Origin of the sequence: Pseudomonas sp. NPDC089392, assembly GCF_044749595.1 — a bacterium.
Lineage (GTDB): Bacteria > Pseudomonadota > Gammaproteobacteria > Pseudomonadales > Pseudomonadaceae > Aquipseudomonas.
Window position 1 is genome coordinate 305616 of the sequence record NZ_JBIVIF010000004.1, and the last position, 12577, is coordinate 318192.

The following is a 12577-nucleotide window of genomic DNA, read 5'->3' on the forward strand; positions in this document are numbered from 1 at the left end:
AATTCGGTGGATTTTTTGACATACCTCATAAGGTATCTATAAAAAGATCAGCTACTTATGGCTTTCTGTGGAATCGAATCGGGAATTTTTTGAGCCTGCAAGAGGATGTCTGCTGCTGGCTCCTGTTTCTTCTTCACGTGGAATTCGCGAGCTCAATCATTTCTCCTGGAGATGCAGGTGAACGACTCACTATCTCAACCAGATTTACAATCCCTGCTTGAGGCGATGGCCGATAAGGCAGCCTGGGCGACTTCCAGTCACTCTTTGGATGATGTCGCGAAGGATAACGCTGAGCTTGTCGCCGAACTCGCAAACTTTGAGCGGGTAGGCACAGTGGCTTTGCTAGCTAGTCTGCTAACCCTTCCTGCACATCAGCCAGAATGTTTACGACTGGAGTTACTGGTTGCACTTGCCCTCATCCACTGCCAAGGCCCTCAGGTTGCCACTGTCGACGACGCACGCCGCTGGTATACGTCTATTGGCGCATCGAACAGTGTAGTTGGGGAAGATCCAGCAGAGGATGTGTTCGTCTCAATCGTTGGTAACGTCAAGGGCGATTACCGCATTCTGGAAGGAATTTGGGAGGCCTCAGGCTTTTACACACAGCTGATGGTCGACATTGTTTTCGCTATGCCTGACGAGGGATACTTTATCCCTCTTAAGCGGTCCATCCAGGCGCTTCTACAGCTTTCGGACGTTATTTGCGCCAACTCTGGTCTACGTCGGTTTGAGCCGGGTGGTCAAACTAGCTCTGGCTCGCTTGAGACCGATGGCCTTGACGCGAGTGTTCTCCGTACACGTGTCACTTTGACGAAGGGCATGCTACGGTCGGCTGGTATCGCAATTGCTGATCTATCCCCATTTATTCTTGATCATACACAAATCAGTACCCTAGCTAGCCAGGCCCCCAGCGCGGGGGTATTGGAGCAGCGTCCGTTGTTTCGTGTAGGTGATGGCCTTGTCGTCGTGCTGCCTACTGCTCTATCCATCGCGCTTCGTCACGCGGTGATAGCGTTCGCAGTGCGGAAGGGAGAGTTGGGCAACCTCGACAGGGCGTTGGCTAGCGTCCATGCGCGCACTTTGTCTCAAATGCCTGCGTTTGGTAGCGGTACGCGGATGCGGTTGTCCTGGGATAAGGATAAGACAACCCGATCGGCGACCGTCTACTCCTCAGTCGACGTGGGCCACTTCATGGTGCTCCAGTTCGTCCTGCCCTCCATGCAGCAGCACAGCAATGAAGGCTTCAGCAGTATGCTCCGGCTCGATGAGGAAACAGCGAATCTCCTAGACGAACGTGCTGCAAAAGCCGCTGCTGAACTTGCCGGCCACCCCGACTTTCAGCGTGGCATAGTCGTGCGTGTGGGTTGTGGCTGGGGGGCAGGGTTTGTCGGCTCGGTTCCCGAGCTACCTGCAGAATGGCAGTTCGAGTGGATGACTAGCGCAGACTTTTTCCGGTTAGGGTCACTGCCCGATATGTCCGCACTTGCTTTCTGGCGCGTGCAAGACGCCGAAGAATTAATAGCGCGAGCCGGTGTGCGAATAATCAATGTCAACGGCATTCTCAACCTTCTTGGCTGGGCACGCGCCAACGACGGCCATATGGTTCCGCACAATCAACTGCCGGAAGGGCGTATCACCCCAGAGCGCCCTCTGATGCTGACAATCCCAACAGATCTGATTCGTGACGTGCGGATGGCAGCAGACATGGGTTACGACTGGCACCGCATTTGTGACAACAGCGGCAGGTGGCATCGTGTTATGCGGCCGTCAGCGGCTGACTTCTTCCCAACCGAACGCGAAAGCAGGTGCTATGCGTCCATCGATGACCTTGAAGCACATCGGCTAAGTTGTGTGTATGAGGGGCAATACAACCTCTGGGTGATGATTGAAGCACCTAATGCTCAAGATCACATGCTCCTTGCTGAGTTAGCGAAGATGGTACGCACTTGGCTTGGGCGAATTGGCGAGGCGGTTGAAGCCGTTGGTGGGCAGAGACCAAGGAAGTCCGTGAAGGCCTACCTGCACTTTGAAGGCGACTGTGATATTAGTCGATTCCAGGATGAGCAGGTGCCTCTTGACCTAAATACCTTCTGGAGTATCGAGCGTGTCCGTGAACAGGGCGCTATACGGGTTTGTCTGAAAGACGGGTATCTTGCTGGCTTCCAGGCGCCGGACAACCGCGCAGAACGCGCTTTAGTACGCGCCCTTGGCACTGCCTTTGCCACAGTTTTGCGTATCGATGCACCGAGCAACCAAGGGCTTGAAATCGAGCGAATAGCGATTCCCAATAACGTCGCCCGTAGCTTCCATATTATGAAAACGTTCGACTTCAGTGACCGTGTAAGTGGTTCCTTGAGTCGACACCTTCTGACTGTTGAGAACACCGAGTCAGGTGCGGCCAGAGTTGGGCTAGGCTGGCGTTCGGTTGCTGCCGATGCTCCGGCCCAATACCAGGGTAAGAAGGCGGTCGGCAAGCTCCTCATCGACGTTGTAGATGTGCTCCTTCATGACATGCAGGAAGAACTTTCTAGATTTGATCGTCTGAAAACCCTCAACCGCCTGCTTGAGAACTGCGAAAGGGCACGAAGCGAAGAAAATCATTGGCATCGGACGGCCGCTGCCGTCCTCGCGCTGCATGTCGGTGAGGACGGAGTCGAGGATACGATCGCCAAGCAGTTGGGACGTTTTGCCGGTGCGGCACTGACCTCCAGGTTAGTAATCGAACTGGCCATTTGCGCTTGCCCCAATAAGGGGGGGATTGAACCCTCCGACATGGCGCTTGGTCGCCTCCTTGCGCAAGCAGCATTACTTTTTCGCATCGGCGGCATGTCGGACGCTATACGTTTCGGGGCGCTGCCGGCCGAGGTCCAAATATCTCCCTTAGGTGACCTTCTTTTCCGCGACGAGCTTGGAGGGATGGTGCTTGAACCTTTGCTGTCTAAGGCTACTAACGAGCGGTTCGAAGCTCATGCTGCAAGATTCGAGCAGCATTACGCAAAAGCGGAAGACTTCGAAGAAGTGAGTGATGAGGACGAATGTTGTGCCCCGACCACGGTCGCAGATGACACCGAGACCTTTATGGCACTCTGGAAGTCGGAGATGGGGTTTACGCTCGAAGAAGGCCTCCGTTTCGTCCATGCACTCGAGTCAATTGGCATATCGAAAAAGACGGCAATTTTCACTATGGAGAGGAGCCAGTTAGATCTTGCGGGTAAGACAGCCGGGCTTGACCATAATGTCACATTCGCTTTTCTCGAACAATTCATCCTGCGAACTCGCCCAAAGTGGGATGAGGTGACCGACGAGTTTGACCTATCTGATATCTACCCTTGGCGCTTTGGTCGACGGCTATCCGTAGTAGCCAGGCCTTTGTTACAGGTGGAGGACAGCCAAGACCCGCTGGTGATCGTATCGCCGGGACAACTGGGTAACTCTCTGAATTATCTCTTTAACGGCGCACATACAGGGCGACTCAAACGAGAGTTTTTCCGGACTGCCGGGATGAGAGATGAATGGCTGGGGGAAGCTCGCGAGGGGCACACTTTCGAAAAAATATTGGAAAAAAAACTGCTAGACGCAGGATGGAATGTTCGGCGCGGCATTAGCTTCCCTGAGATACTGAGGAGGAACCTGACGACAAATCCAGGCGATATTGATCTGCTAGCTTGGCGCCCGGATCGTAACCAAGTGCTTATAGTCGAATGCAAGGACCTTTCACTCGCTCGTAACTACTCAGAAGTCGCTTCCCAGCTCTCCGAATATCAGGGTGAAGACATTAAGGGCAAACCGGACAAGCTCAAAAGGCATCTGAATCGTGTTGCACTAGCGCGAGAGAATCTTCCTGACCTGGCACGATTCACATCAGTCAAAGATCTCGAACTGGTGTCCTGGCTCGTTTTCAGCGGGGTATCCCCTGTCGCCTACGCACAGTCGCAGATCGCTGCACTGCAAGGTACGTATGTCGGGCGGCCAGAGGATCTTTTGAAATACTGACCGAAGGAAACGGGAGTGTCCGCTCTGGGGCCGGTAGCGGACAGTCTCGTTGGGGGGCTTTCGACCCGTAGCGGTCAGTCCGGAGATACGTACTAAGTCATGCCTTCTCCCATGAACGGTGTCTACTGCTTCAAACAGACCACTAGTTAAAAAACATGATGCGTTGGCACACAAGGAATCCTTCATGAATCGTCAAAGTAGTCCTAATGAACTCAAGACAATTCTGCATACGCTGATATCTACTTACAGTCCAGCTATAGACGACTTAATGATTAAGACAAATGGTACGTCTTATTTCGCGCATTTTTTAGAGCCAGACATAAATTCTATACAGCCCTTACACCAAGAGGATCAGTTCAATGAAATGATCAAGGTTTACTTGATAGGGATTCTTGAACGATGCCACTTGACGTGCATTACATCACTAGCGCGAACCAATAATTGGCTAAAATCTTCACTCTCACAATTAGAAAGCAATAACTTATTAGGGTTTTCCGCTTCGCTACGCGGCCTGCTGGAAGCCACAGCTGATGCTCATGATGCAACATTAATCACGCTTAAATACTTATATAACTGCTTTCCGTTTATATATCTCCGCACAGCCAAATCAAACACCTCGGCAAAGCCTATAGTTCTGGAAGAACTGGAGGACAGGCTTATCCATTACACATATGCACGCAAACACCCTAAAGGTTCAACTCCTCTTCCACATCACACGAATAAATCTAATGCTGACTATATTAGGGCTATAGAACAGCATGGTGCCACTGGAGCAATGCAACTATATAGCAAGCTTTGCGAGCTTACACACCCAGCCTCACCCTCTATAAGCTGCTTCCTTCAGCAGTCAGACAAACATATTTCACTGGATTTTTCGCAGGAAAAACAAATAATCAGTGGATTGCTAAGTGAGTATTCGCTCACGATAGAACGAATAGCTACGCTTACCATTAATTCGGCGCTTACGTCACTTATCATACTAAAAAAGATGGATCTCAGAACGCCGGCGCCCGCAGAAAGTTCTTTTTCTTATAGTGCGGATATATCAAAAATTCTTGGGCGTATCAATGATTTCATTGATAAATCAAATTGTGATGATTTTGTTTTTGCAGAGAACATGTGGCACACAAATCCCACTCGGATATAGTTTTGATACCGTATTTTACATTTATTGTAAGGCCTCAGCGCCGGCTGCTATGGGGCGATTGTGCGGTCGTGACTATTAAAGTCAGGCCGTCGTTCAACACTTGAAGACCCATGGCTTTTCTAAACGACGCGCTAGGAGCCGCACCGTCAGCAGGTAGTAGTACTCAGTAGCCGCGCATCGCCCAGCTAGTCGGTGCTCAAGAAACCAAGTCACATGTTTTCTCCGCCAAGCCCAAGGTGTGTCCAGTTGCCAGCGTTCAAATATCTCGACTTGGATGAGCTTTGCTTGCCGTAGATGGCGCTGCCGTGTTGCGTGCGAACCCGTTAGCACCGCAGCCAAGAACAGCTCCATGTCGAATGATTTGCTCATGCGCGCCCTCCAATGTAGCCAGCGACCACGTCGATCCGGCCGTGCCCCAGCTCATAGCTGACTTGTCTCCGGGCCTCATGATCAAGGTGCCTATCTACCTGACAACAATGGCCGCCGTTGATAGGCGCGTGGTGCTGGGTGATCTGCTCATAGCGCTCACATGCGTACGCTGCACGGAGCTCATGGAAGCCTTTGAGGTTGTGTGCATGCAGGATGCACCGCACAGGGCGGATGATTTTTTGCAGAAAATTTAGATAGCTTTCGTGTGGCGCAATCAGGTTTTGGCTACCAGCAGGCGACACCTGCCGTGCAAACCCAAGCGCACCTCGAATATGGTCGTCCACCGCAATCCAACGCGGTGCCGAAGCGCCGGAGCGACCGCCTTTGGTGCCATCCTGGATGTTGATCCTGCCTAGGTCGTTAGCCTCACAGATTAGCCGTGGCAGGTCAGCCAAGATGGTCTCACGCAAGCGCATGCCTGTGGCTCGCGCCAACAATACGATCGCGGCGGCCCGTCTCTGGTCACGACTGCAAAGTGCATCGACGATCTGCTCAACCTGTTTGAGATCCTGGCCCTGAGGGATTGCGTGACGAACCCCGCTGCGCTGCATACCCAATGCCTTGCTCGGACTTAGCAATTTGACGCACTGATCACCGCGAAGCGCCGCCATGGTCCTGTTAACGCTGGAGAGCCGGTTTTGTGCGGTGCTGACGGCGAGGTCACCGCGTCCAACGACGTCGCGCAGATACGCCGCATAACCGGCCAACACCTTTCGATCAATCTGCCGCGCATCATTGAGACCGGGCCCCTGTTCGGAGCGGCACCACTTCACGAATGCCTGCCACCGATCACTGTGAGCTTTGACCGTGCCGTAGTGACCGCCGCCGAACATGTCTTTCAGCGCCTGCGGTCCTGCGTAGCTCAACTGCCTGCCGTAGCCGAAGTTGCGGCCATCGCGTCTACCCACCAATGCCATATCAGCCACCTCATCTACCGTTCTCCGATCCTCGCCCCACGTCATCCCGCCAAGAATGCTGAGTGTTATCAGGGATCAAGGCCCCTGCGACCTGTGGGGAATGTCCTCTAGCGCGGGACTGGCGGCTCCTTACGACCGGGAGCAAGGGCATCTCATGATCTGGCCTCCTGAGCACCGTTACCGGTGGGCGGGTGGAGGCTGCATTGGCTGACGAGACCAGTGCCGCGAGATCCTGAGCCATGTGCAAGCAGCAATGCGATGACCGGGGCATGCCTGACTGTCAGTCAGGTGCAGTCCATTCCTTGGTCTACGGCACCATCATCTGCATGGCTGTTGCTGGTGAAATCGGCGTTTGTCACGCCGATTGTCACGAGGGGGAATGCCGCAAAGCCTTGTGCGATCAGGGCTGCAGCAGTGGTTGAAGTGCCCGTCTCTTTCCACAGAAAGAGACGGGCACAGGTTGGCGCAATAATCGGCCAAGCGGATAGGTTGCTGCAGGACAGCGAGGTACGGTTTAGCTGGCGCACGAGCGCCATAGGTATAAGAGCATCCATCACATGGGTAGTGACCGGGCGAGCTGCCGGATGCGAATCGCCTTTGGGGAGAACCACCGCGAGAGCGGCGTGACCTTGAAGGTTCGGGTCACCTGGGTACTGTCCAAGACAGCGCTTGCAACCTCAGTTCTACGCCTGTGGATAATTTTGGTCAACGCCTTGATTTTCGTGGCCTCTGGGCTTGTGCATGAAATTATCCACCGGTGGAAATCAGTGGTATTCAAAGGATTCGTGTCGGCTTTTAGCTTTGCAAAGCGAGGTCCATCCAAACAGGGCGGCTTTGCAGCCCTGTTTGGATGGACCCGAATTAAAGAGCGGCCAACGGTGTTCTGGAGGGTTCACCGACGATTGAATGCGCCACGCCCACTTGGCAAGGGGGTGATGTTCTCGCCGGCTGGGTGGGCGAACTCGTGTGGGGTGACATGGCCCGATCTGTTGGCATCAATGTAATTGCTCCACCACGCCATGATCAGCCTGCGCTGCTCCAAAAATTCGGCCTTGTGGATATAGGCGGCGCGCACGCGATTGCGTTCCTTGTGGCTCATCTGCCGTTCAATCGCCGCGTCTGTCCACAGCCCTGACTCCAGCAAGGCGCTACAGGCCATGGTCCTGAATCCATGCCCACATACCTCTTTGGATGTGTCGTAACCAACGTTACGCAGCACTTGGTTAACCGTGTTCTCCGACATTGGCTTCCAGTACTTGTGGTCACCGGGCAGCACCAGTTCGGAGAAGCGACTCAAGCCGCGCAGCCGTTCAAGGATCGCAATGACTTGGGGAGAGAGCGGCACCATCTGTATGTCTCCGCTCATCTTGGTGCCACGGGTGGAATTGCGCACGCCGTCGATTGGCTTGCGGGTGTCGGGGATTTCCCACATCGCCCTTTGCAGGTCGAACTCATCCCAGCGCGCAAAACGCAGTTCGCTGGAGCGCACGAACACGTGCAGCGTCAGCAGTACAGCCAACTTGGTTAGCTCACGGCCGTTGTAGTTGTCGATCCGGTTCAGTAGTTCGGGGAGGCGGTTGAGTGATAGGGCAGGGCGGTGCACTGTTCGCGGGGCATGAATCGACCCTGCCAGATCAAGCGCCGGATTCTGGCTGATCTGCCGCGCCCGCTTCGCGCCCCGCATGATCGTGGAGAGATAGTTCTGCACGCGCAGGGCAACGTCCATGGTGCCGCGCTCTTTAATACGCAGGGTGACCTCAAGCAGATCATGGGTATCAAGCTCAGCGATGGGGCGTTGGCCTATCAGGGGGAAGACGTGGGTGCGCAACCGGCTCATGACGGTCTTGGCGTGTCCCTCCGTCCAGCGCCGGGACATTTCGGCGTACCAGTCCAAGGCGACGGTTTCAAAAAGCAGGGAGGCTCGTTGGGCGGCAAGCTTCGCTTTCTTCTTCTCTTCCATCGGGTCGAGGTTATCGAGCAACAGCGCCTTGGCTTCATCGCGCTTGGTCCTCGCGACGGCCAGCGAGATGATGGGGTAGTTGCCGATGATCAGCGTGCCTTCCTTGCCGCTGGGCTTGAAGTAGCGCAGTCGTCACGTTTTCACGCCGTTGGGTTTCACGAAGAGGTACATGCCGCCACCGTCGAATAGCTTGTAGGCACGTTCGCGAGGTTTCGCCGTACGGCATTTGAGGTCGCTGAGAGGAACGGCTAGGCGTGGCATAAGGGTACGTTCTCCATGCAGGCAAGACGCTGTACCCTAAAAATACCCCCGAGGATGGGGTATTTTGTTGGATCCCGACGGAGGGTCCTGGAACGAAAAAACCCGCCAAAGGGCGGGTTTTAGGGGCTTCCAAGGCATTCGGTGGAACGCGATGGAGCTGGATATGGTGCCGGAGACAGGAATCGAACCTGCGACCTTCGCGTTACGAGTGCGCTGCTCTACCGACTGAGCTACACCGGCGTGTAGCGCAACGTACCACTGCTCGCACCCGTTACGCAAACCCCTGTTTCCACTACTTTATTGCCCTACCCTCAAGCCCCCTTGCACCCCTTCGGCGCCAGGTCTTCCTCGATGTCGGTTGTGCACGCCCACCCGGTAGCCGAACGCGTCAGGCTAAGCGCCTTGCCCAGCACATTGGCCGGCGCATCCACCAGCGTGCAAACAATGCTGCCGCTGCCATCCGCCGCCTTGCCGCTGGCCGTAATCGCACAATGCGCAGTGGCCGGCTGGCCACCCAGCGCGCCTACATCCGTCACATCCTTCCCGTCATTCAACCGCAGATCCATCGCCGTCTTCAGCGCGCTGATCTCCAGCAACCCGGCCGCGGCCTTGGAGCGGGCCTGGTGGTTGGTGTACATCGGTAAGGCGATGGTCGCCAGAATGCCAATGATCGCGACGACGATCATCAGTTCGATCAGGGTGATACCGCGTTGCCCTTTCATGAACGTATTTCCTTTTTGATTCGCTTACACGTTGAGGTCAGTTCCGCCCCAAGCGGCAGCGGCGCAGTAGGCCTGAACAGACACCTTTTGTCACCCCTGCCCGCTTGGGCGTCATCTTCGCTGAACTACTCTAGTGAGCATCACGGACGCGCGCCCTTGCATGGACGCGGCAAGCTGTTTCCAGGCTTGTCGCACGGGCAGAAAAAGGACCTTTGCATGACCATATCCACACCCCTCTACACCTGGCACGGCACCGATGCCAGCGGCAGGCCGGTCAGCGGCCAAACGCCCGGGCGCAGCCCGGCCTATGTACGGGCCGGGCTTATCCGCCAGGGCATCAAGGTGGCCAGTTTGCGGCCTGCCAGCGGGCTGGCGTTCAGCTTGCCCAAGCGGCGGGTAAAGGCTGACCCGGCGGGGTTCAGCCGGCAGTTGGCAACCTTGCTCAAGGCCGGCGTGCCGCTGCTGCAAGCGTTCGAAGTGATGGGGCGCAGTGGCTGCGATGCGGCGCAGGCGGCGTTGCTGGATAGATTGAAACAGGATGTGGCCTCGGGCCTGGGGCTGGCGGATGCGTTGCAGCGTCACCCGGCCTGGTTTGATGCGCTTTACTGCAACCTGGTGCGGGTGGGTGAGCAGTGTGGCACGCTCGACCGGCAGCTGGAGCAGCTGGCGGGCATGCTGGAACAGCGCCGGGCGCTGCACAAGAAGGTGCGCAAGGCGATGATCTATCCGCTGCTGCTGTTGCTGACCGGGCTGGGGGTGTCGGCGATTTTGTTGCTGGAGGTGATTCCGCAATTCGAGAATATGTTCTCCGGCATGGGCGCGGAGTTGCCGGCTTTTACCCAGTGGGTGATCGACTTGTCCACAGGGCTGAGTCGGTTTGCGCTGCTGTTGCTGGTGATGGCCGTGGTGCTAGGTTTTGCCGTGCGCCAGCTATACCGGCAGCATGCGCCAGCGCGCCTGTGGATATCTCAGCGGGTGCTGGGTGTGCCGGTGTTTGGCCAGTTGCTGGGGCAGGCGGCGCTGGCGCGGTTTGCGCGTAGCCTGGCAACGTCTTATGGCGCCGGGGTGCCGTTGCTGGATGCGCTGGGTACGGTGGCCCGGGTAACGGGCGGCGATTTGCATGAGCAGGCGGTGTTGCGGCTGCGCCAGGGCATGGCCAATGGGCAGGGGCTGAACCAGGCAATGGCCGCTGAGCAGCTGTTTCCGCCGTTGCTGGTGCAACTGACCGCCATCGGTGAATCCAGCGGCACGCTGGACCAGATGCTGGAGAAAGCCGCCAGCCATTACGAGGAACAGGTCAGCCAGGCGCTGGACCAGTTGACCAGCCTGCTGGAGCCGGCCATCGTGCTGATCCTGGGCTTGCTGGTTGGCGGCCTGGTAGTGGCGATGTACCTGCCGATCTTTCAGTTGGGTAGTTTGATCTGAACATGACTTTATGGACATTCCTGGCCGAGCAGCCGGCGTACTTCTTCACCGTGGCCACGCTGCTCGGCCTGCTGGTGGGCAGCTTTCTCAATGTGCTGGTATACCGCCTGCCGATCATGCTGGAGCGGCAATGGCAGCGCGAGGCCCAAGAGGTGCTTGGGCTGCCGAGCACGCAGCACGAGCGCTTCGACCTGTGCCTGCCAGCCTCGCGCTGCCCGCATTGCGCGCATCAGATCCGCGCCTGGGAGAACATTCCGGTCATCAGCTACCTGGCGTTGCGCGGGCGTTGCTCAGCCTGCAAAGCCCGCATCAGCCCGCGCTACCCGTTGGTGGAGGTGGCTAGTGCGTTGCTGTCGCTGCTGGTGGCCTGGCGCTTTGGCGCATCGGCTGAAGCGTTGCTGGCACTGCCACTCACCTGGTGCTTGCTGGCCCTGAGCCTGATCGATGCCGAGCACCAACTGTTGCCGGATGTGCTGGTGCTGCCGATGCTGTGGCTGGGGCTGATCGTCAACGTATTCGGCATTTACGCGCCACTGACCGACGCGCTGTGGGGCGCGGTGGCCGGGTACCTCAGCCTGTGGACGGTGTACTGGGTGTTCAAGCTGGTCACCGGCAAGGAAGGCATGGGCTATGGCGACTTCAAGCTGATGGCACTGATCGGGGCCTGGGGCGGCTGGCAGGTGCTGCCGTTGACGCTGCTGCTGTCATCGGTGGTCGGGGCGCTGGTTGGCCTGTGCCTGCTGCGTTTGCGCCGGCATTCCGTGGGCACGGCCATCCCGTTCGGCCCTTATCTGGCGATTGCGGGGTGGATTGCGCTGCTCTGGGGTGATGAAATATACGCCTCTTACATGCAACTGCTTGGATTCTGATGACCAGCGCAGCCTTTACCCCCTGGATTCTCGGCCTGACCGGCGGCATCGGTAGTGGCAAGAGCGCCGCTGCAGAGCGTTTTGTCGAGCTTGGCGTGCACCTGGTCGATGCCGACCAGGCCGCGCGCTGGGTTGTCGAACCTGGCCGCCCGGCCCTGGCCAGCATCGTCGAACGCTTCGGCGCTGGCGTGCTGCAGGCGGACGGCCAGCTCGATCGCGCCGCCCTGCGCCAGCTGATCTTCGCCGACCCGGCGCAGCGCAAGTGGCTGGAGCAACTGCTGCACCCGCTGATCGGCCAGGAGATTTTCAGCTACCTGGCCAAGGCGCAGTCGCCGTATGCGGTATATGTGTCACCGCTGCTGATCGAGTCGGGGCAGTACCATAAGACCCAGCGCGTGCTGGTGATCGATGCCCCGCAGGAACTGCAAATAGCGCGTACCCTGGCGCGGGACAACACCAGTGCCGAGCAGGTGCAGGCTATTCTGCAGGCCCAACTGGCCCGCGAGGCACGCTTGCGCCATGCCGATGATGTGGTGGTCAATGACGGCGACCTGGCCGCGCTGCATGAGCAGATTGACCGCCTGCACCACTTTTACCTGACTTTACGAGGAGGCCAGCCATGAGCCAGCCATTGACCGTCGATTGCCCGACCTGTGGCGCACCTGTGGAATGGAACGAGAAAAGCGCGTTCCGGCCGTTTTGTTCGGACCGTTGCAAGCTGATCGACCTGGGCGCCTGGGCGGCTGAGGAGCACAAGATTCCTGGGGCGGAAGAGTCCGAGGATGAGCTGTATTCAGGGGATCTGGAGTCGCGGCATTGAGCTGATGGCAGGGTGGCTGTGCCGGCCTATTCGC

The 12577-nt window shown here is 57.0% G+C and carries 9 protein-coding genes, 1 tRNA gene and 1 pseudogene; 6 read left to right on the plus strand and 5 right to left on the minus strand.

What is annotated here, in order from left to right:
- Positions 1-177 precede the first annotated feature (177 nt).
- Both upx and ACIP1G_RS06695 read left to right on the plus strand, forming a co-directional pair.
- Positions 178-3993: an anti-phage protein Upx gene (gene upx, locus ACIP1G_RS06690; RefSeq protein ID WP_400734870.1), complete on the plus strand. Its 3816-nt coding sequence runs from the start codon at positions 178-180 to the stop codon at positions 3991-3993.
- A 184-nt stretch (positions 3994-4177) separates the two neighbouring features.
- Positions 4178-5140, plus strand: a complete 963-nt coding sequence (locus ACIP1G_RS06695; RefSeq protein WP_400734872.1) for a hypothetical protein — start codon at positions 4178-4180, stop codon at positions 5138-5140.
- Between the two features lie 93 nt (positions 5141-5233).
- Here the strand turns inward: ACIP1G_RS06695 and ACIP1G_RS06700 are convergent, their stop codons facing one another.
- The 5 genes and pseudogenes from ACIP1G_RS06700 to ACIP1G_RS06720 form a co-directional block, all read right to left on the minus strand.
- Positions 5234-5509, minus strand: a complete 276-nt coding sequence (locus ACIP1G_RS06700) for a hypothetical protein (RefSeq protein ID WP_400734874.1) — start codon at positions 5507-5509, stop codon at positions 5234-5236.
- Complete coding sequence (locus tag ACIP1G_RS06705; RefSeq protein ID WP_400734933.1) at positions 5506-6486, minus strand: integrase; 981 nt, start codon at positions 6484-6486, stop codon at positions 5506-5508. The genes ACIP1G_RS06700 and ACIP1G_RS06705 overlap by 4 nt, the downstream gene beginning before the upstream one ends.
- 892 nt (positions 6487-7378) lie before the next feature.
- Positions 7379-8707: pseudogene (locus tag ACIP1G_RS06710) on the minus strand (tyrosine-type recombinase/integrase).
- 164 nt (positions 8708-8871) lie between these two features.
- A tRNA-Thr gene (locus ACIP1G_RS06715) sits at positions 8872-8947 on the minus strand.
- Between the two features lie 71 nt (positions 8948-9018).
- Positions 9019-9429 carry a pilin gene (locus ACIP1G_RS06720; RefSeq protein WP_400734876.1) on the minus strand — a complete coding sequence of 137 codons (411 nt, stop codon included), beginning with the start codon at positions 9427-9429 and terminating at the stop codon, positions 9019-9021.
- 216 nt (positions 9430-9645) lie between these two features.
- Between ACIP1G_RS06720 and ACIP1G_RS06725 the strand changes: the two genes are divergently transcribed.
- The 4 genes from ACIP1G_RS06725 to yacG are packed head-to-tail and all read left to right on the plus strand — an operon-like array spanning position 9646 to position 12543.
- Complete coding sequence (locus tag ACIP1G_RS06725) at positions 9646-10854, plus strand: type II secretion system F family protein (protein ID WP_400734878.1); 1209 nt, start codon at positions 9646-9648, stop codon at positions 10852-10854.
- A 2-nt stretch (positions 10855-10856) separates the two neighbouring features.
- Positions 10857-11723 carry a prepilin peptidase gene (locus ACIP1G_RS06730; protein WP_400734880.1) on the plus strand — a complete coding sequence of 289 codons (867 nt, stop codon included), beginning with the start codon at positions 10857-10859 and terminating at the stop codon, positions 11721-11723.
- Positions 11723-12346, plus strand: a complete 624-nt coding sequence (coaE, locus tag ACIP1G_RS06735) for a dephospho-CoA kinase (protein WP_400734882.1) — start codon at positions 11723-11725, stop codon at positions 12344-12346. The genes ACIP1G_RS06730 and coaE overlap by 1 nt, the downstream gene beginning before the upstream one ends.
- Positions 12343-12543, plus strand: coding sequence for a DNA gyrase inhibitor YacG (gene yacG, locus ACIP1G_RS06740; RefSeq protein ID WP_400734884.1), 201 nt, complete (start codon positions 12343-12345; stop codon positions 12541-12543). The genes coaE and yacG overlap by 4 nt, the downstream gene beginning before the upstream one ends.
- Positions 12544-12577: the final 34 nt, after the last annotated feature.

Coding starts and splice junctions, on each gene's coding strand:
- ACIP1G_RS06705 (WP_400734933.1), bottom strand. CDS start 6,486: ATGGCATTGGTGGGTAGACGCGATGGCCGCAACTTCGGCTACGGCAGG.
- yacG (WP_400734884.1), top strand. CDS start 12,343: ATGAGCCAGCCATTGACCGTCGATTGCCCGACCTGTGGCGCACCTGTG.
- coaE (WP_400734882.1), top strand. CDS start 11,723: ATGACCAGCGCAGCCTTTACCCCCTGGATTCTCGGCCTGACCGGCGGC.
- ACIP1G_RS06730 (WP_400734880.1), top strand. CDS start 10,857: ATGACTTTATGGACATTCCTGGCCGAGCAGCCGGCGTACTTCTTCACC.
- ACIP1G_RS06725 (WP_400734878.1), top strand. CDS start 9,646: ATGACCATATCCACACCCCTCTACACCTGGCACGGCACCGATGCCAGC.
- ACIP1G_RS06720 (WP_400734876.1), bottom strand. CDS start 9,429: ATGAAAGGGCAACGCGGTATCACCCTGATCGAACTGATGATCGTCGTC.
- ACIP1G_RS06695 (WP_400734872.1), top strand. CDS start 4,178: ATGAATCGTCAAAGTAGTCCTAATGAACTCAAGACAATTCTGCATACG.
- ACIP1G_RS06700 (WP_400734874.1), bottom strand. CDS start 5,509: ATGAGCAAATCATTCGACATGGAGCTGTTCTTGGCTGCGGTGCTAACG.